Here is a 20,488-nt window from a genome sequence, read left to right on the forward strand (position 1 = left end):
AGCAAATGCTGAAGCTTTTCTTAAAAAAACAGGTAAGTCATGCTAAATAAAAAAATATTTAAAGATTTAGCTAAAAAAATTATAAATATATCATGTATTTTTTTGGCTATTTCTGTAGTAAAATCAGCAATCCCTGAAGTTTTTTCTTCACCAACTCTCACCCGTCCTAGTGCACCAGGAAAATTTGGTGCTCGTTCTCTTGACTGGTCGGGGTCGGACTCTGGCGAAATTTCTTACAATATTCTAATTCAAACTCCAGCACTCAGACAATTAAATATAAATTTTAATGTTCATTATTCTGCGAGTGAAGCATTTGGTGAAGTTGGCGCATTTTGGAAATTCAATATTCCAAAAATTGCTCTTGATTTGAAAAGAGGAAACACTAAATATCTCTCAAATCAAACTTGCAACCAGTCAAATGCAGATAACCTTTATTTAAATGGTTCAAGACTTATATCACTTGGCAATGGAACTTGGGCAAGTAACTTAAATTCTGCCCGCAATATTGTTCGATGCGGAGAAAATGGATTTATTTTTTATAATGTAAACGGAGAAATATTACATTTTGGATCAAGTTACGACTCTCAAATCACAGACACAAATGGACAGGCTACTGAATGGTATTTAAATAAAAGAGCGACATTCCAAGGTTCTCAAGAAATAATTTATACCTATAATAAACCAAAATTAAATTCACAAGCACTTGGCTTTAAAAACTCTTTTGAATTTATTTCTAAACCTTTGCTCACGCAAATCAGTGCTGACGACATAAATATAAAAATTCAATACGAAGAAAATACATTTAAAAATCCGCAGTTTATTAATGGATTTGCTCAATTTATGCCGGCACGTACGCAAAAAATAACCGTGCAAAAAAGTAACAAAAATTTAAGAAGTTATTTATTTTCATATGAAGATAATAATTTTAATTCATTTCCAAGACTTTCTTCAGTTCAAGAAACTGGAGCAAGTCAAAATGAACTTTTTCCAAAAACAATCTTCAGCTATCGAGGCGTAAACTCTCCATTAAAAGAAACCTATAATTCCATTAATTCATCAAAAGATCATTTTATCAAACCAATTCAAGATGGCAAAACAAAGTTTGCAGATATATTAGGAACAGGTACATCACAAGCTTTGTTTCAAGCGGGCGACGATGGTTTATGGTTACATTCATTTGACCCAAGCCAAATATTCTTAGAAAATAATACATCAAACTTAAGAGAAACCAAAAGACAATTGATTTCATTTGCTGGGAAAGTACGAAGTCCTACCCTAAAAAGTTTAAAAAATATATCATTTATAGATCTCATGGGCACAGGCGTCATGGACTTTTTTATGTCAGCAGATGAGAGCTATAGCATACCAATTATTGTTATTAATGATCGAAAATTTGATGACAATGGAACGATGATATTTGAAAGAGTCGCAAGATTTCGTAATGATGATCTTAACAGAATAAGAAGCTGCGATGCCAAACCTAAAAATTGGAAAATTGTTGACCTAACTGGTGATGGAAAAAGTGACCTTCTCTGCATAGGTCCAACAGGTATACATATTGTATTTAATAAAGGCTTAGGTAAATATACTGAACTAATTGACCGCTATGACATCATTGCAGAAAAATTAAGAATACCAACTGACAATCTTTTGCGCAATGTAAAAACTGAGAATGCGCAAATTGTCGATTGGAATGCAGATGGTTTGCCTGATATTTTAATTGTTAAAGGAACACAATTAACCTTGTATTTAAACAATGGTCGACTTGCAAAAGGAGAAAGAACGGGAGAGTTTTTTGAACGCATTGAGCTTGGACACTTTCCAAATATTAAATCTGCAGGTGCAAGTCAAATTGCTATAGGTGATTTCACGGGAACAGGCTTACCAAGTATTTATATTAATAATAAAAGATTTTTAATAAATAATGGAATTGGTAAACCATTAACCGAAACATACATTGACAATGCCCCCAGCATTAATTCATTAAACATGGCTGTTGTTCAGTTTACTGGCACAGGAAAACAACAAATTATAGCTTCTGCCAATTCATCTTATACCAATTTTATTTTTGAATTATCAAATAGATCATTTCCAAATTTATTGCATTCAGTTGTAACTTCTGATGGTCGCTTTTTAAGTTTTAATTACTCTTCATCGGTCTTAGAAAATAAAGAAGCAATTGCCAATGAAAGTGACACGGAGATACGTGATCTCGAAAATAAAAGACCACTCATGCCCGTTAATATTCCTGTTTTGAAACAAGTTGGAATTTCTGATTATTTTAATTCAATGCAAATTTCTCGTTATGCATATAGAGTTCCTACATATGACAGTCAGTTAAAAAAGTTTTTAGGTTTTTCTCTTATGAGAAAACAAACTGTTGGAGATTCGACTCAAGCAGGAACATTAATAGAACAGAGATTTTTATCAGGCTATCGAAAATCAGAATCAGAAAATTATGGAATTCAACTTGATTTTCGCTTGAATTCAGAAAAATTATCTTTTTATAAAGGGGCTCCTGCAGAGTGCTTTAATTCAAATTTACTTGGTTCTCAAACTCAATGGTGCGCTGAATTAAGTGGATACAATTATTATAAAAGAACAGGTGCAGCATTTAATGATCTTTCATTTGCAACAGGTAAAATCAATACCCAAGAAAATTACACAACGGAGAGAAGTCATTTAGCTATCAATTATTTAAATGACTTGCATCTTTCTGGAATAGGCAGTTTAGTAAATGCCAAAATTCAACCAGCCCAATTATTAAGAGAGATAGATGAAACATTTATAAATGGTGATCGTCATTTAAATTATAATAATTTATATGGTAAGGTTACAAATATATATGACGCACAAGGCCGTTTAACGACTAAAATAAAAAGCAATTCACCCATACTCAATGGCGATGATCTCGTTACGACCTTCAATTATTTCTGTCCTATGTCACACCAAGAAAATCCAAAGTTATTTTGTGACAACATTGAGCAGACGCAAATTTCATCTTCACTTGGAAGCATTAAACAAACCACTCAAAAAGTTGTCTACAATAACTTAACAGGCCTTCCAATCGAAGAATGGTCTTCTACTCAAAACAATGAATTGGTACTACAAGCCTCTGCCACATATGACAATTATGCTAGAATATTAAGCGTAAATAAAACGACCGGCGAAAAATCATTTTTCGAATGGGACGCCACCAATGCAAATTTAAAATCAATTTTAGACCAAGATAAGATTAAAATAACGGCTGAATATAATGATTTTGGTTTTATTACAAATCTAAATAACTCTAAAGGAAGTATCACACAATTTTCTTATGATGGCTTTGGTCGTATTTTAAGTACAGGTAAAAATCTTGCAGGAGATAAACCCCTCAATATCAATTACACTGACCAAAATTCTTTGAATACACTTTTAAATTGGTTTAAATCTACATTTTCAATTTCTTCAAGTGCTTCTCTTTTAAATAATTCAATCATTGAGTTTGAAAGATATGAGTATAAATTTCCTTCATTAACAATAAATACAAGCATGAGTTTAGAAGATTCCATAAAAGAATGGAATAAATTCGATAAAGATTTACCAATCATTCCAACTGCAGAATCTTATAAAGAGTCAACCTTAGGAAAATTTATCAACTCTAAAGTAACACCAGGCCACATTACAATTTTCAGACGCAATAATGAAAATGAAAAATTATCTTTGGTCTCTAAAATATGGCTTTCAGGAACAGATGAAGCTTTATTTTCTGCAGCAAAAATTGGTGATAAAAGATTTTCTTTAGTAAATAAATCAAAAATAAATTCACTTGGAAAAATTCACACAAATTATTTAAACAATGAAATAAGCTTTGATGATGTTTTAAATAATAAACTTCCAGACAGTTCGAATTTTAAAATTAAAAGTATCTTTTCATTTTATTCCGATGGAAATGTGGCAAGCGAAGAATTCGATGCAGGAATTGTTCAAAGGTTTGTGCAAGGTGTCGATTTTGAAGAAGCAATTTCTCCTGAAGGAAGAAGAACACGTAAATTATTTAATCAGCTTGGTCAGGTTTCATCTAAACAAATAGGGCTTGATTCAAACGGTAATATTTCACAAGAAACTCTAATCACAAATATCAATTACGATGCATTTGGTCGCATAAGTCAGATTTCAAATAATGATGGTCTTTTTGCAATGCAATCATTTGCAAACAATGGTCAAGTGGAAAGCATAACAAACAATGCTTTAGGTTTGACAAGATATTTTTATGATAATTATGACCGTTTGGCACAATCTGCTTTATGTCCTGTTGGAATTAATTCTGAAAATTGTAATATTTTAAATTCTTCAGTTCTATATAAAGAATATAAATATAATAATAGAGGAAAACTTGAAACAGAAGAGCACACACGTTTTGACCGCGAGAAAAATACAAACTCTAAAGAAACAATTAAATATGAATTTGGTTCAAAGGAGCGAAACAGCCGTGCGCAAGACATTGGTATGCCCACTTCAATTTTAATTTCTTCTCGAAGTGAACTGGGTTGGAATGAAAGCAAACGATTGCTCACTTACAATCGAGAAGGCTTAGTCATTGCCGAAGACTTAGAGCTCTTTTTAGGAGTCAATGGCAACAATGCAAATGAAATTTTAAATAAAAAAAGTGTGGGTGTATATCAAATTGAACGCATGACTGACCTTGTCGGGAATTTAGTTCAGTTAAGAACACGAGGCGGCTTTTCGCGTGAAAAATTAAATAACTTAGGAAATAAATATTTCACAGGCTACTCTTCTCTTTATAATGAAGGAACAAGTCAACTTAAAAAATTAAGCTTTTTATTAAATGGGAAAGGCCAATCTGTTCCTTTGCAAGATGTTTATGTCAATGCACAAGGTTACGCTCAAAAAATAAAATTAGAAAATAATTTAGAATTACAAACTTGTTGGCACAACCGCAAAGAAGTTCCATTAGCTCTTTGGGCAGGACATAAAAATAAGGCTCCCAGCGAATTATGTGACACTTTATCACAGCAAAACAATGGATTGTTTCATAGTCAATGGCAATATGACAAAGACTTATTTCCAATTTCGTCTACAGATTTAACTGGAAATACAGTTGCCAATGCGGCACTTTCTGGGAATTCAGTATTTTCCTATGACTCTCAAGGAAGATTATCAACAACACAAGGTGTAGGCAACGAAGGCACATCTTGGGGTCGAATAAATTATGAATACTCCGTTGGCGGAAAAATAAATAAAGTTATTCGCTCAGGTCATTTTATAAAAGATCGCATTACAAATAATACGAACTCGTTAATTGACTCCTACTCTTATAGTTCTTCTGGACAAATTGGCCTGCTACAAGTCGTCTTATCAACAGATGGTAAAGAAACAGCTATTCAAAAGTTTGCCAGTGACAGCATTGGTTTTAGAAAATTTGGAGTGGCACCCACTCTCGCTGTTTTAAAGAGTGATTCTTTAACTCTCCCAAGAGCTTCTTCTTGGAAAAACAAAGAAGAAATTCCCATGCACCAATATATTTGGAATGGACGAGGACAATTGACAGGAGTCTTTAGTGCAACTCTGAAAGGCAATGAAAATAATGTCACAAGAAATGAACTTTTAAATGTCCGCATGAGTGATGCTGTAGGTGGACAACTTGCTGAATTTGATGGAGTAGATTATTTATTTAACAATGAAAATAAAAATACATCTGTTACATTAAATAAACTTGCCCGCAATGTCCAAGTTGCAGATGGTGTCTCATTTGAAAGAGACGAAATTCATTTAAATATAGACTTAGGTTCATTTGCAACCTTAAGACTTATCACTCGCTACCCAGCTTTGAATGCGGCAAGTCCCGAAACTTTAAGTTCAGCCGATATGCTGTCACGTAAAGAATTAGTGATTAAAGATCACGTTGGCTCTGTTTCACAAGTAATCGATCTTTTTAATCATAAAATTGTAGAACGCAACGCAAGTGAGCCATTTGGTTTAGCACGAGGAATTCCACTTTTATCTAATTCAAATTTAAATAGTTTTAAGAAATCAAATAAAAGACAAGATATTTCTCTTTACCAAAATGCGCAAAGTAACATACGTGAAAATTGGGAAATGAAATCCTTCGAAATTCTTGGTTCAACAAACACGAATGCAACCCAAGGTATGCGTGGCTCAAGCGTATTTGCCACTGGAAAGTTTTCTGCTTCCACTGGTCTAAGCAGTATGGGAGTTCGCACCCTCGACTCAGCCCGTGGTATTTGGTTGTCCCCAGATTTACATTTTGGACAAAACTTAGACAGAATATTCAACAGTCCAATTGAAGCCAATTTATTTCAATATTCTATGAATAATCCTGTGTTAATGAATGATCCTTCTGGCAAGGTCATTCCATTAATTGTCGTAACAGCTTGGAGAGGTTATCAAGCTTACAATGCATATCGGACATATCAAGTTGCTCAAACCATTGCGGTTGCAGCTGCTGCTGTTAGTATTAATTCAATAGAAAACTCTATTGTAAAAACAGAAGATGCGGCCGTTAACCCCCAAAAAGTATTATTGACAAAATCCTCAGCAATTCCAGCTAAAGCTGAATGTCTTCCAAGATCCGATAAAAATATATCTCAAATGCTAAATGATAATAGAAAAAAGGGTCTCAGTGCAGAAATGCAAGTGGCTCGTGAATTTGGCCTGATTAAAAACACCCAGAAATTTAATTTTCAAGGATATAAAAAGGGAACAATACCCGATTTTATTGATACCAAAAAAGGTATTGGTGTGGCTGAGGTTAAAAATACGAATTATCAGAGTTTAACACCACAAATTAAAATGGAACTGTTAGTTGCAAAAAAATTTGATTTGCCCTTTACACTTTTTATTGATATAAAAACGAAGGTAACAGGAAAACTTAGTGATGCTATAAAGGAATATAACTTAAAAATAGGTATTAAAGATGAAAGAATTCTGCGACGTGATTTCAATAAAAAAGAAGATAAAAATAATACCTGCGAAAAGGATTTAAATAAAAGCACAAATTCAAATACAGGTTCTAAAAATGACAAAGACACGAATAGCGATAGAGCTCATAAAATAAATGACAGATCGAATAATATATAAGTAAAGGAAAAAAATGTTTTCAAAAAATTATTTAAAATTAAAATTATTCGCATGCCATCCTGATATGGAAGAAAAAGAATTTGGAAAAAATTTTTTAGAACACTGGCTGAGTGCAGAAGACGATTTACGCCCCGAAGAATTTTTCTTTGCAGAAGGGGTTAAAAAAAAATTTCTCGTTGCTGAATTAGGCATAGAAGGCTTAGTCAAGGAATGGCCTGACAACTGCTCCATGTTTAGAAGAAAAAACAAACCTAAGTTAAATGGTATGATTGGATATTATCATAATAATGAAAACGTTTTTACAGTGTTTTTTAGCATGGGTCAAAATTCAGAATATATGATTAAATTTTTTAAATTATTATTTCCATTGTTTAAATCTTACTATGGAAACATTCAATCCTCAAAGGTAATTATTACAAGATATGAGTTTACTAGAAAGACAGATAATTATGACTCCTCTCATCAATACGGTGACATAATTTCTTTATATGATTATTATGGATTCGGAATTACAATTCCGCAAATCAGTTGGGTGAACTTCCTTGGCAAAGAACTTGTTGAAAGAATTGGTGAGGATAAATTTAAAACTCTTACCTCTTATATTATTGAAAAAATAAATGATGGTTATTTTATTGTCACTCACCCCTCTCATCGATTTCATGGCACTCCCGAAGGATATGCTGAAGAAGAAAGAATTATGCAACATTTAGGAAGGCATCATTTTTTTGACCGAAATTTAGTCGATCAGAAATCATTATGGAGTGATCACAGTGAAGAACTTGTTCAACAAATTATTGATGAAAAACTAAATAAAAATTAGTGAATTTTTATTGAATTCCATCCTCCTTAAACGATTTTCAGGGATATGTTTGTTTCTGATACAATTGCTAAAAAATAACAGATTTAATCTTTTCAAATTTTATAAATTTATATATAATATTAAATCAATGAATTTTTGATTTAACTCATTGGTTTTTCTGAAGAACTTAAGTTTATTGAATTTTTCTAATTATTAAGGTCTCGTGTATAAGAAAATACTATATAAAAGGATTAAAATAAATTATGAGCTATGACTTCCAGGTAAAATGTGAAAAAATATCATACAATAAATTTAGAGAATATTTTAAAAATCATAATATTGTATGTTTGGAAGAAGAAAGTGCCGATGAGAAATTTGATATTAAAACTTGGCCACAGGAGGGACTGCGATTTTCACCACTAGAAAATACTTGCAGAGCAATTGAGCTTAATTATTCTTCTGATACAAAAGTAATGAATGTAAGAATTCTATCTGCTTCATCCTATCAAGATTTCGATCTTGCGTTAAGCATTATTTTATATTTTGCAGAAAATTTTAAATCCAGTCGAGTGAATAAGCCAATTTTATATGAAACAACTAAAAAATATAGTATCAAAGAGTTTAAAGATGAATATAATCAGAACTGGATAAAAAAATCTTTAGAATTTGATACAAATGCTTTACTTTCTCTTGTACAAGACAGAGAAATTGAAATTATTGGAACAAGAAGATCAATGTATTTTGGTTCTAAAACATTTGAAAAATATCAAATGTTATCCACTGAAAAAGGCATTGACTTTGCTGAATTCTATTTTTCACAAATGTCAAAACTACAGACAATAGAATTTGATAATATTTATTACACTTCCATATGGGATTATGACAGAGATCCAAACATAGGGAAAAAAACATTAATCATGTTGCAAGAAAACATGCCACTTATGCTTCCTCCTTCCGATCTTGTACTCATTCCAAAACAAATAAAAGAACAATCTTTTTTAATTCACCGTAAAGAGCTTGAAGAAGTTCTAAAATTATCGAACATTCCATTTGAATACTTTGATGATCAGAACGTTAAAATTGGGGAAATAAAATCTTTAAATGATCTTATTATTTCTGACAAATTAAAAGTTAAATTTATCTAATATATATAGAAAAAATAAAACATTAGTGAGAATAATTTTTGAAAAACAACTAAACATTATGCTATATATTAAAAATTTAGAGAATTTTAATGCTTATTAATATATTCAAAAAGCCACTATAACGGACCAAAAGAAAATTCGCATTATGATTATTAAAGGAAATATTGAATGTTAAATATATTAAAATGTCATTTAGGAAAAGACAACTATGTTGATAATATTATTTGTCCATTTTTCCCATGTATTAAAAATAGTAAATACATAAAAGAAAATGATTATTTAAGCTCATTAAAAGTCATTAAAATATATGAAAAAATACTACCATGGGCAGACAATCAAAAATTGCTCCATATATATGAAAATTTATCAAGAATTATTAAAGAAACTTTAACTCCTACAGGAACATTATACTTTACTCTTTCAAGCTACTATTCTGAGAATAATAGAATCACAAATTATTTAAAATTATGGAAACAATTGAAGAAAGATGGTGACGACATTTCATTTTATGAAAAAATAAACACATCTGAAGAAATTATGACTCTGAATGATAAGGGAAAAGTCGCATATTCGGCTATGTGCTCAATTACAAAAGACAATATAGAAGAATTTATTATGAGAAATGTTCATCGAGAATATTATGATATGAGACTTTATCTTTCAACAAGAGATATTCATTTAAAAGATGAATTTTTAAATATTTATAGTATTGATAATATCACTATAATTGAACATTTAAGTAGACAGGGTGATATATATTTTCTAATATCAGGAAACACACATGATGGAATATATGGTTTAGATATTTTTGGAGAAACTGAAAAAATAGATTTAATTTATGAAAAAATAATGCAAGATAATCCGAAATTAAATATAGTCAATTTAAGCGAGTTAACTCTTGAAAAAATATTTTCCATTCCAAAGTGATTTTGTAAATTGAGTGATGGAAAATATTTTCAAAATATGGATGCTCATTTCTCTACTTAAACAAGTTTTTGTGTTTAATTGGCATCAATAGATGCCTCTTCAATTATGGGAAAACAGGCGCACAAAAAAAATATAATACCCATTCCATTTTGGGAATGATACATTAAAACAACATAGAGGTTTTGAAAAAGATCATGAAAATATTCCCAAGAAAATGAATCTTATATAAATCATTATGATGTTTTTTTATGATCATTAAAGTTATTCAGCACCATAGCCAAGGTCATTTTTTTGGAGAGAATGATTCTCAAAACAGAGGCTCCCACTATAACGGACCAAAAGAAAATTCTCATTATGATTATTAAAGGAAATATTGAATGTTAAATATATTAAAATGTTATTTAGGAAAAGACAACTATGTTGATAATATTATTTGTCCATTTTTCCCAAGTATTAAAAATAGTAAATACATAAAAGAAAATGATTATTTAAGCTCATTAAAAGTCATTAAAATATATGAAAAAATACTACCTTGGGCAGACAATCAAGAATTGATCCATATATATGAAAATTTATCAAGAATTATTAAAGAAACTTTAACTCCTACAGGAACATTATACTTTACTCTTTCAAGCTACTATTCTGAGAATAATAGAATCACAAATTATTTAAAATTATGGAAACAATTGAAGAAAGATGGTGATGACATTTCATTTTATGAAAAAATAAATGCATCTGAAGAAATTAAAACTATGGATGATAAGGGAAAAGTTGTATATTCGGCTATGTGCTCAATAACAAAAGATCATATAGAAGAATTTATTATGAGAAATGTTCATCGAGAATATTATAATAAGAGTTTTTATCTTTCAACAAGAGATATTCATTTAAAAGATGAATTTTTAAATATTTATAATATTGATAACTTATCTACTATTGAATATGTATGTAGACAGGGTGATATATATTTTCTAATATCAGGAGAAACACATAATGGAATATATGGTTTAGATATTTTTGGAGAAACTGAAAAAATAGATTTAATTTATGAAAAAATAATGCAAGATAATCCGAAATTAAATATAGTCAATTTAAGCGAGTTAACTCTTGAAAAAATATTTTCCATTCCAAAGTAATTTTGTAAATTGAGTGATGGAAAATATTTTCAAAATATGGATGCTCATTTCTCTACTTAAACAAGTTTTTGTGTTTAATTGGCATCAATAGATGCCTCTTCAATTATGGGAAAACAGGCGCACAAAAAAAATATAATACCCATTCCATTTTGGGAATGATACATTAAAACAACATAGAGGTTTTGAAAAAGATCATGAAAATATTCCCAAGAAAATGAATCTTATATAAATCATTATGATGTTTTTTTATGATCATTAAAGTTATTCAGCACCATAGCCAAGGTCATTTTTTTGGAGAGAATGATTCTCAAAACAGAGGCTCCCACTATAACGGACCAAAAGAAAATTCTCATTATGATTATTAAAGGAAATATTGAATGTTAAATATATTAAAATGTCATTTAGGAAAAGACAACTATGTTGATAATATTATTTTTCCGCTTTTCAAATATTATAAAACAAAAAAATATATAAAAGAAAATGATTATTTAAGTTCTTTAAAAGTCATTAAAATATATGAAAAGATACTACCTTGGGCAGACAATCAAGAATTGATCCATATATATGAAAATTTATCAAGAATTATTAAAGAAATTATAACTCCTACAGGAACATTATACTTTACTCTTTCATGCTACTATTCTGAGAATAATAGAATCACAAATTATTTAAAATTATGGAAACAATTGAAGAAAGATGGTGATGACATTTCATTTTATGAAAAAATAAATGCATCTGAAGAAATTAAAACTATGGATGATAAGGGAAAAGTTGTATATTCGGCTATGTGCTCAATAACAAAAGATCATATAGAAGAATTTATTATGAGAAATGTTCATCGAGAATATTATAATAAGAGTTTTTATCTTTCAACAAGAGATATTCATTTAAAAGATGAATTTTTAAATATTTATAATATTGATAACTTATCTACTATTGAATATGTATGTAGACAGGGTGATATATATTTTCTAATATCAGGAGAAACACATGATGGTATATATGGTTTAGATATTTTTGGAGAAACTGAAAAAATAGATTTAATTTATGAAAAAATAATGCAAGATAATCCGAAATTAAATATAGTCAATTTAAGCGAGTTAACTCTTGAAAAAATATTTATTTCAACGAAATAGATCAAATAATTTTCGAGCAGCTTCCATTCGTCTTGCTTCTTCAGATGAAGGATCTGTCTTACCATATTCAACTAAATGGCGAGGTATTGCTGTCAGAAAGCGCGAAGGCTTAGGCTCTCTTTCCGAGTTGCTTGAACGTCCTTTTTTGCGAAATCCACAATGAGAAATGAGAAGTCTGTATTTAGCTCTCGTAATGGCTACATAAAATAACCGACGTTCTTCTTGCTCTCCATTTTTTATGGTTAAGCTTCTTTCATGGGGTAAAATACCTTCTTCGACTCCAATTAAAAAGACATTTGGAAACTCGAGTCCTTTAGAAGCGTGTATTGTCATAATTTGAACTTTTCCAGAATTGTCATTGGCACGATCAAATTTTGCTTCATCGAGATGAAGAGCATCAATAACTGATTGTATATTTTCTTTTTCCAGTTCAAGTTTTTCTATAACTTTAAGAACTCTCCCTACGATTTCCATTCGGAATTGAGCAATCTGCATATTGGCTGAAGACACTAAAATATCTTTTTTCAACCCAATATTTTCATAGCACTCCTTGAGTGCAGACGAAATGTCCACGATGTTTTCAGAATGTCTTAGTTTGGTACCGAAAATATTCCATAAATTAATAAATTCGAGTATCCCTTTGTGAGTTTTTGCAAGATCGGTTAAGGATTCTATAATACTTATTTTTGAATTTTGTTTGTATGCATTAAAATATGTTTCTTTAATTTTTTCAAGCGTTGTTATTCCAATGCCTCTACTAGGAAGATTCATAATACGAAATAAACTATTTAAATCAGAATTATTATGAGCAAGTTTTAAATATGAAAAAAGATCTCGAACTTCTTTTCTATCGAAAAACTGTGTCCCCCCATTAATATGGTACGGAATTTTTTTTTCAGCAAAGACTTGTTCAAGTGATAGAGTCTGACTATTTGATCTGACTAATACTGCCACATCATCATAATTAAATGAATGATTGTTCTTTTGCAAATAACAGATATTGTCAGCAACGAATATTGATTCATCTCTTTCATTTTCACACTCATGGATTATAACAGAATGAATATTTTCTTGTTTGCTCCAAAGTTCTTTGCCAAGACGCTCCGTATTTTCTCTGATCACACTATTTGCTGCATTGAGAATATTTGGACTGCAACGATAGTTTTGTTCTAAAGTCACTTTTTTTGCTTCTGGAAATTTATTTAAAAAATCTGAAATGACTGAGGGTTTTGCGCCTCTCCAAGAATAAATACTTTGATCATCATCGCCCACAACACAAATATTTCTTGATTTTGAAGACAGCATACAAATGAATTCAAATTGAGCATGACTTGTATCCTGAAATTCATCGACCATTAAAAACGAAATATTATTTTGAATTTTTTCAAGAAGGCTTGGATTATTTTTAAATCCAAGCACAGTTAAATAAACAATATCATCAAAATCTATCAAATTATATAATCGAAGTCTGCGATTGTATGCATTAAATAGTTGTTTTAAAATTTTACTGTCAAAAATATTTTTTTTATTAGTGAAGTCATCATCCGTAAATAGACAATCTTTAAAATGAGATATTTTTTGTGCGGCATCTTGCAATGAAAGAATATCTTCAAGGTTAAATTCTCGAATAGATTCCCTAAGTAAATTTCGACTTTCACCTTCGTCAGAAATTGAAAACTTATTTTGCAGCCCAAACTCAGCATGGTAATTTCGTAATATTTTTAATGCAAAAGAATGAAATGTAGAGAGTTCAACTTTTCTAGCAATTTTTTCGCTTACAAGTATTGCGAGTCTTTCTTGCATTTCTTTAGCTGCTTTATTGGTAAAGCTCACTGCAACAATACTTTCAGGCCGAATTCCAGAGTGTATCATCCATGCAATTCTTGTAGTTATAACTTTTGTTTTACCAGTACCTGCACCCGCTAAAACGAGTAAAGCTCCTTTTGAGGAAATAACGGCTTCTCTTTGTTCATTATTTAATTGAGTTAAAATATGTTGCATTAAAAATTAATTACCTTTGTTAATTTAACCAAAATAAATATAAGCATTCATATCATTTCCGAATACACTGATAATAAAAGCGGAGGTTGCTAAAAAAGGGCCAAAAGGTATTGCAGCCGAAAGTCCTTTTTTTGAATAAATAGCCCATATAATACCTATTATAGCTGCAATAAAGCTCGCCATAAAAAGAGTTAAAATAACGCCTTTCCATCCTAACACTGCGCCGATGAATCCGAGATATTTTATATCTCCCATGCCCATGCCTTCTTTTTTTCTAAAATACTCATAAAATTTTGAAATAAAAAATAGTCCTCCTGCTCCACAGGCAATACCAATTAAGCTTTCTAACCAACCCAAATCAGGGTTGAGACAGCTCATTGCAAAGCCAACTAAAATACCTGGTAGTGTGATAGAGTTTGGTAATATTTTATATTTTAAGTCGATAAATGAAAGAGGTATTCCAGTATATAAAAGCCAAAGTGACACAAAAAAAGGGACATAACCTGAGTAATGAAATCGTCCAAAATGAGTAAAATCTACTGAGAATAAAATGGGGAATGAATCGAGAATAATATATGGGTTTAAAAATTTAAAAAAGACAATAACGCTTAGTATACCGCATAAAAATTCTACAAAAGGATATTGTATAGATATTTTTGTTTTACATTTTTGACATTTTCCTCTTGTAAAAATGTAGCCCAATAATGGAATAAGTGCAAATGGAGAAATAATTGTTTTACAACTAGGACAAGAACTTCTTGGTAATATAAGCGAGATTTTATTTGGCAATCGATAAATAACCACATTTAAAAAACTTCCAATACAAATTCCAAATATAAAAACAAATAATCCGAAAATTATATTCAATGTATTTAACTCGATTGGCATTTATTTTTCCTTGACAAATTATGAGTCTTCAATCAACTATTCTAACGGATAGTTTCTGCCTTATAAATTACAGTAAAAGGCTAAACAATAGAATTGAACATGAGAAAACTATGAAATCAATCTCAAAAAACAGAAAAGCTTGGCACGACTACTATATCGAAGAAAAGATAGAAGCAGGCGTTAGTTTAAAAGGAAGTGAAGTTAAAGTACTTCGCGATGGTCATGGGAGCATTGTTGAAGGCTATGCCATGGTGCGTGATGGACAAGCTTGGCTTGTAAATGCTTATATTCCTTCGTTAAAACATGCAAGCTACTTAAATCATAACGAAAAAAGAGATAGACGATTGCTTTTGCACAGAAATCAAATTGAACGCCTCGATGCAGCAACCCGCCAAAAAGGCTACACGCTTATTCCGCTCGAAATTTATTTTGATGATAACAATCGTGTAAAAATTGAACTGGGGCTCGCTAAGGGTAAAGCGAACCACGATAAACGTGATGCTGAAAAACAAAAAGATGCTAAAAAAGAAGCTCAAAAAGCAATGAAGAGATATTAGTCGACTTCAACATTTATGTTAAAAACTTCATCTGTATCAAAGCTTACTGCAGTGGTAAGTAGTCCTTTTTGTCTTTTTATAAGTTTTATAGTTGTTTTGCCTTTACCTATAAATGAAAACTTATAAACTGAGCTGCCAGATGCACCTATGAGCCCATTTTTAGGCATGCAGCAAGAAGCTTTTCCTTCATAATTGACAAATGTATTGTGGTAGCGAGGTTCTAAATAAGAGTAAGAGGTTGTGCTGATATCGCGGACAACAACTGCAATTTTATCCTCTTTATCGAGCTTTAGGGAAACAGTGTCTTTGTCAATTCCATCTACAACCAAATAACCATTAATTTTATAATTTTCACTTTCAGATTCAGAAGGTAAATTTGGATTTTTTGGCGATGATGCACAACCAACTATAAAAAAAGGTGCTGCCAAGCAAAGTGTTGCGATTGTAAAATACTTTTTCATGACGATTAGCTCACACTGCATGTTAATTTGGTTAAAGATTCTTTTCCAGTTAGCATAACGGAATCCCATGAACGACGTGCTTCGTCCCCTTGAAATTCTTCATCATAGGTTTCAAGCAGGTCTTGAATGCCATCAGCATCTTCGAGCAAGCTTAAAGCATTTACAGCAGAGCGGAAATAGCGAGCTGCTTCATTTGGATGACGCTTGACTTTTAAACACAGTCGACCCATTTCTTCATACCATTGTGCTTTTTCTTCTGGAAGAGCGTATTCTCCACTTTCTCCGAGCAAATAAATATATGAGTTTAAGGCGCGAACATGATCGCGTGCAGCAATCATTTCGGCAATTTTTGGTGAAAGAGATTGAATTGTTTTGCGAGCGCGTACCTGCTCTCTGCGTTTGTCTTCAATACTCTCTTGTGAATTTCTTTCGATAATTCGTTCACAGTAAGCTTTTAATAGGCGCAAATCTTCTGGAAGTACTTGATCTCGTTCAGTTTCAAGTGTTGGGTTGATTTGACGAAAAAGACCCAGCAACTCTGGAGGTTGAACATGTAAGTAGCTTGCGAGGACTTGTATAGCCCATGGCCTTTCATCAGGCCATACTCTTTCAGCTCGTTCCATTTGCCTAATCAGTTCGTGCATATCCATAGCTTCTCCTTGATGGCTTCTTCTCATTTTATAAAATACAGCAAACAACAAGCCCTTAAACATTGGCCAACAAATACATGCGACTTTAGATTGCAACGGTCAAGACAATTTTTTGTCTATGCTCCAATCTCTTTGGTTTAGATTCCTTGAATACAAATAGGTTATCAGAATATTTGTTTGCTAACTACATGAAAAGTGATGTCAAACAAATTTGTGTGCGATTGACAAGAATAACTTAAAGACTTTACTAAAGCTTAAATATGATGCAATTTTGTCTGTGTCTCTTTTTTATGAAAAAACTGAATCACAAAAGACACACTTTAAGTTAAAAAAAATCGAATGGCTTATAAAAGCTAAAGATTTGTTAGAAAAAATAACGGCATAATTTTTGCTTACTAATTTAAGTTGTAAATTTTTGTCATTTTATTTTTTTACTGAGACAAAAATTTTGCGTTTAACCTAATAAAGGGGATATACATGCATACTCTTTTGAATACAATAAAAAATTTGAATCAAAGTTCAAATTTAGGATCTTCTGCCAACACGACAAAATCAATTGCAGAAAGTATTTTTAAAGATTTAAGATCTTATGGGCTTGCAGATAAAGATATCGTTGCTATTTCTTCAGAATTATTAAATAAATTAACTGACGATCTTAAAAGTAGAAATGAAAAAAACAATATTCCTTCCTAAATTATTAATAAATAAAAATTAAATTAAAACATATTGAAAAAGCCTGACTTTTAAAAAGTCAGGCTTATGAGGCAGGACAGATTGTTTTAAAAACAATTCTGCATTTTAAGAATCAGGTTAAAGCAAAGTTTAGCCTGCTTTTTTGAGATGTTTGTCGGAAGTTTTTCTTGCAACAACTTTTCTAGCTGAAGTTTTTCTTTTAGCTTTCCGTTTACGAGTTTTTGAAACTACAGAAAGTTTAGTCTTTCTCTTAGCTTTTCTCTTTGTCTTTTTAACTCCAGTTTTCTTTACAGTTGTCTTTCTACGTTTTCTCTTCGTAGCAACAGTTTTTTTAACTCCTGTTTTTTTACGTTTTCTCTTCGTAGCTGTAGTTTTTTTACCAGCGCGTTTTGCTTTGGTTTTTCTCGCTCCGGCTTTTTTAGCAACTTTTCTTTTTGTTTTGCTAGATTTAGCCTTAGTCGTTTTTTTACGTTTTTTGCCAGTCGTTTTTGCTTTCGTACCAGCTTTTTTTCTTCTCGTTACCATGACGTTTCCTCTCTCACATCACTGAAGACGTTTATACAAGCCACATAGCGTCCTCTCGACGCGGTGATTGCGCAATCGAGCATCTTCACGACGCATTCTATTTGCGCTTTCAATTTTTATCGTCATCGGTAAAAATACCTTGAGTTTATTTTGTGAGTCTGCTTGCAGTTTAAACATATTTTGACAAAAAGCCTTTAAAAAAGGCAGCTTAATTTTTAATAAAAATGTATAATTATAGGTTGTTATATGAAAAAAATGATTTCAGTGAAGACTTCTTTTGTCCCAGATGGGAAAACAAAATATTGTTTTCTTTTTGGCGACTCAATTGAAAACTCTCTGTCACCCGCAATGCACACAGAATGGTTTTTAAGAGAAAAACTAAATTGTGTTTACCTGTCAATGCCTGTTAAAAGTGAAGATGTTTTTTTAAGCTTAGTTAAAGATCTTATTGATACAGATAGTTTTATTGGTGGAAATATAACTCTTCCATTTAAAAACACGATTCTGAAATCAAATTTATTTGAATTGTCCAAAAGAGTAGAAACAATTCATGCAGCAAATACAATATACAGAAATGACAAAGGAAAGTGGTGCTTGGACAATACCGATATTTTTGGTGTGCAAGATTCAATTCAACACCTTGTAAAAACTGGTGAAAAATATATTGCACTCGTACTTGGGGGAGGCGGGGCCGCAGCATCTGCAATTTATAATTGCATAGAAGATAAGAACTGTTTAAAAATTGTTTGTTCAACGCGCTCTCCAGAAAAAACTAAAGAGCATTTTCCTTTCCTCTCTAATGAAAGAAAAGTCGCTGTAAATTCATTAGAGTTTGAAAAGTTATTTAAATGTCTTAGTTTTGATTGCGACGACAAAATAAAAGTCTTAATCATAAATACAATTCCAATTGGTCAAAATAGTTTAGATGTAAATCCATTTGCAATTTCGGCAATGGAGCACACTTTAAAAATAACTCAGAACAAAAATATTTTTTATTTTGATCTCATTTATATAGATAGCAAAGCTATTTTATATGCAAAAGATAATAAAATTAAAGCAATAAACGGCAAGAGAATGCTTATTTCTCAAGCAAAAAAAAGCTTTGCTTTATGGACAGGAATTGAAGTTAAGAGTTGAGAAGTAAATCGGCGACTGTATGAAGAGTCTCGTCTTTTTTACAGAATGCAAAACGTATCCAAGGTAAACTTTTTGGAGGATGTTTATAAAATACCGATACAGGTATTGTTGCAACTCTATGAGTTTCAACGAGTTGTCTTGCATAAAGCACATCTGACATATCACCTGCTAGTCCTTCAAAATTTGCAGTAATAAAAAATGTTCCTTCACACTTACTCAATTGATAGCCAGCCCTTTCTAAAACGGATTTCAAATAATTTCTTTTAGCAGCGTAGCTTTTTTTCTGTTCGTTTAAATAACTTTCTAGCCAGTTTTTATCGGACATGACTTCTGCTAGTCCCAGTTGGGTAAAAGGACTGGTGCAAAAAACAGTGGCCTGATGTACAATGCGAATGGCGTCAGTTAAATTTGCAGGAGCACAAATCCAACCTGTTTTGAGTCCTGTAAAACCAAAGGTTTTAGCTGCAGAGCTAATTCTAACAACTAAATGTTGAATTTTTGGAATTGTACAGAGAGAAATGTGGTTGTGTGAATCATAGGTTAGATTTTCATACACTTCATCACTTAAAACAATTGCATTATTTTTAAGTATTTTTGAAGAAATACGATCAATTTCCTCTTCACTAAATACTTTGCCAGATGGGTTATGTGGTGAGTTAAAAACAATAAGAGAAAACCCGCCGGCTGCCACGGAATCAAATTCACTCCAGTCAATACTCCAACCTCCACCACGAACTCCCACAGGAGTGTCTGGAGAGTGAAGTCTCACTGGCACGGCTTCTCCACCTGCGTTTGCAATAGCTTGATAATAAAGATCGAAAGCAGGTTCAAACACCAACACCTTATCCCCAGGGTTCACGAATGCATTGATTGCACTGTAAAGAGCTTCAGATGCCCCTGAAGTGATTGTGATTTCAGAGTCGGGGTCGTAAATAACTCCAGTAGTAGATTCAACAAAATAGGAGACTTCTCTTCGCAAAGGTTCTTCTCCATGTGATGGAGAATATTGGTTGTGGCAACTTAAGACCTGTTTCGAAATCGCTTCAAGAAGGCGCGTGGGGCCATAATAATCTGGAAACCCTTGGCCTAAATTGACCGCATTGTACAGTTTAGAAAGAGCAGTCATTTCAGAAAAAATACTTTTGCCTGTTGTATTCCAGCGCCTTGCGATCCGATTAGTACTTTGCATCTTAATACCTTTAGATTATTTTAATAACTTTCATATATTATTACTATAAAACACCTTTATTTTATGCTTTATTGGCAGCATATGAAAGCGAGTCTTTGAAAGAGGAGCTATCATTTTTGTGTTATCAGGAAACAACTTTTCTA

The 20,488-nt window shown here is 31.6% G+C and carries 17 protein-coding genes; 11 read left to right on the forward strand and 6 right to left on the reverse strand.

Going from position 1 to position 20,488, the window contains the following annotated elements:
- Positions 1 to 39 precede the first annotated feature (39 nt).
- The 8 genes from GCL57_RS07120 to GCL57_RS07155 all read left to right on the forward strand — a co-directional run bounded on the left by GCL57_RS07120 (position 40) and on the right by GCL57_RS07155 (position 12,244).
- Positions 40 to 7,101 (forward strand): FG-GAP-like repeat-containing protein, encoded by a 7,062-nt coding sequence (locus GCL57_RS07120; protein WP_152212664.1) that lies wholly within the window; start codon positions 40 to 42, stop codon positions 7,099 to 7,101.
- A gap of 13 nt (positions 7,102 to 7,114) precedes the next feature.
- Positions 7,115 to 7,921, forward strand: a complete 807-nt coding sequence (locus tag GCL57_RS07125) for a hypothetical protein (protein WP_152212665.1) — start codon at positions 7,115 to 7,117, stop codon at positions 7,919 to 7,921.
- A 242-nt stretch (positions 7,922 to 8,163) separates the two neighbouring features.
- Positions 8,164 to 9,045 carry a hypothetical protein gene (locus GCL57_RS07130; RefSeq protein WP_152212666.1) on the forward strand — a complete coding sequence of 294 codons (882 nt, stop codon included), beginning with the start codon at positions 8,164 to 8,166 and terminating at the stop codon, positions 9,043 to 9,045.
- Between the two features lie 168 nt (positions 9,046 to 9,213).
- Positions 9,214 to 9,972 (forward strand): hypothetical protein, encoded by a 759-nt coding sequence (locus tag GCL57_RS07135; RefSeq protein ID WP_152212667.1) that lies wholly within the window; start codon positions 9,214 to 9,216, stop codon positions 9,970 to 9,972.
- A 248-nt stretch (positions 9,973 to 10,220) separates the two neighbouring features.
- Positions 10,221 to 10,337: an HNH/endonuclease VII fold putative polymorphic toxin gene (locus tag GCL57_RS15185; RefSeq protein WP_152212668.1), complete on the forward strand. Its 117-nt coding sequence runs from the start codon at positions 10,221 to 10,223 to the stop codon at positions 10,335 to 10,337.
- A 12-nt stretch (positions 10,338 to 10,349) separates the two neighbouring features.
- Positions 10,350 to 11,108, forward strand: a complete 759-nt coding sequence (locus tag GCL57_RS07145) for a hypothetical protein (protein ID WP_152212669.1) — start codon at positions 10,350 to 10,352, stop codon at positions 11,106 to 11,108.
- Between the two features lie 248 nt (positions 11,109 to 11,356).
- Positions 11,357 to 11,473 carry an HNH/endonuclease VII fold putative polymorphic toxin gene (locus GCL57_RS15190; protein WP_152212668.1) on the forward strand — a complete coding sequence of 39 codons (117 nt, stop codon included), beginning with the start codon at positions 11,357 to 11,359 and terminating at the stop codon, positions 11,471 to 11,473.
- A gap of 12 nt (positions 11,474 to 11,485) precedes the next feature.
- The gene (locus GCL57_RS07155; RefSeq protein ID WP_152212670.1) at positions 11,486 to 12,244 is read left to right on the forward strand and encodes a hypothetical protein; all 759 of its coding nucleotides are present in this window, start codon (positions 11,486 to 11,488) and stop codon (positions 12,242 to 12,244) included.
- On the opposite strand, the gene GCL57_RS07160 is transcribed toward GCL57_RS07155, so the two are convergent.
- Together GCL57_RS07160 and GCL57_RS07165 are read right to left on the reverse strand one after the other, a co-directional pair.
- Positions 12,233 to 14,245: an ATP-dependent helicase gene (locus GCL57_RS07160; RefSeq protein WP_152212671.1), complete on the reverse strand. Its 2,013-nt coding sequence runs from the start codon at positions 14,243 to 14,245 to the stop codon at positions 12,233 to 12,235. The genes GCL57_RS07155 and GCL57_RS07160 overlap by 12 nt on opposite strands.
- 24 nt (positions 14,246 to 14,269) lie before the next feature.
- Positions 14,270 to 15,133 carry a prepilin peptidase gene (locus tag GCL57_RS07165; RefSeq protein ID WP_152212672.1) on the reverse strand — a complete coding sequence of 288 codons (864 nt, stop codon included), beginning with the start codon at positions 15,131 to 15,133 and terminating at the stop codon, positions 14,270 to 14,272.
- A gap of 20 nt (positions 15,134 to 15,153) precedes the next feature.
- Between GCL57_RS07165 and smpB the strand changes: the two genes are divergently transcribed.
- On the forward strand, positions 15,154 to 15,690 hold the full coding sequence (gene smpB, locus GCL57_RS07170; RefSeq protein WP_281349648.1) for an SsrA-binding protein SmpB: 537 nt from the start codon (positions 15,154 to 15,156) through the stop codon (positions 15,688 to 15,690).
- Here the strand turns inward: smpB and GCL57_RS07175 are convergent.
- A complete protein-coding gene (locus tag GCL57_RS07175) occupies positions 15,687 to 16,151 on the reverse strand; it encodes a hypothetical protein (protein ID WP_152212674.1) in 465 nt (154 codons plus the stop codon). The two genes, smpB and GCL57_RS07175, sit on opposite strands and share 4 nt — an antisense overlap.
- Before the next feature lie 5 nt (positions 16,152 to 16,156).
- Positions 16,157 to 16,801 (reverse strand): hypothetical protein, encoded by a 645-nt coding sequence (locus GCL57_RS07180; RefSeq protein WP_152212675.1) that lies wholly within the window; start codon positions 16,799 to 16,801, stop codon positions 16,157 to 16,159.
- Positions 16,802 to 17,278: 477 nt separating this feature from the next.
- On the opposite strand from GCL57_RS07180, the gene GCL57_RS07185 reads away from it, so the two are divergent.
- Positions 17,279 to 17,494: a hypothetical protein gene (locus GCL57_RS07185; protein WP_152212676.1), complete on the forward strand. Its 216-nt coding sequence runs from the start codon at positions 17,279 to 17,281 to the stop codon at positions 17,492 to 17,494.
- A gap of 129 nt (positions 17,495 to 17,623) precedes the next feature.
- Here GCL57_RS07185 and GCL57_RS14780 read toward each other — a convergent pair whose 3' ends face one another.
- Positions 17,624 to 18,019, reverse strand: coding sequence for a hypothetical protein (locus GCL57_RS14780; RefSeq protein ID WP_161597647.1), 396 nt, complete (start codon positions 18,017 to 18,019; stop codon positions 17,624 to 17,626).
- Positions 18,020 to 18,265: 246 nt separating this feature from the next.
- Here GCL57_RS14780 and GCL57_RS07195 point away from each other — a divergent pair, with 246 nt between their 5' ends.
- Positions 18,266 to 19,156 (forward strand): shikimate dehydrogenase family protein, encoded by an 891-nt coding sequence (locus GCL57_RS07195; RefSeq protein ID WP_152212678.1) that lies wholly within the window; start codon positions 18,266 to 18,268, stop codon positions 19,154 to 19,156.
- Here the strand turns inward: GCL57_RS07195 and GCL57_RS07200 are convergent.
- Entirely contained in the window at positions 19,146 to 20,345 is a 1,200-nt protein-coding gene (locus tag GCL57_RS07200) for an aminotransferase class I/II-fold pyridoxal phosphate-dependent enzyme (protein ID WP_152212679.1), read from the reverse strand. The genes GCL57_RS07195 and GCL57_RS07200 overlap by 11 nt on opposite strands.
- Positions 20,346 to 20,488 lie beyond the last annotated feature (143 nt).

It is taken from the genome of Fluviispira multicolorata, assembly GCF_009208585.1.
In the GTDB taxonomy this organism is placed as follows: Bacteria; Bdellovibrionota_B; Oligoflexia; order Silvanigrellales; family Silvanigrellaceae; genus Silvanigrella; species Silvanigrella multicolorata.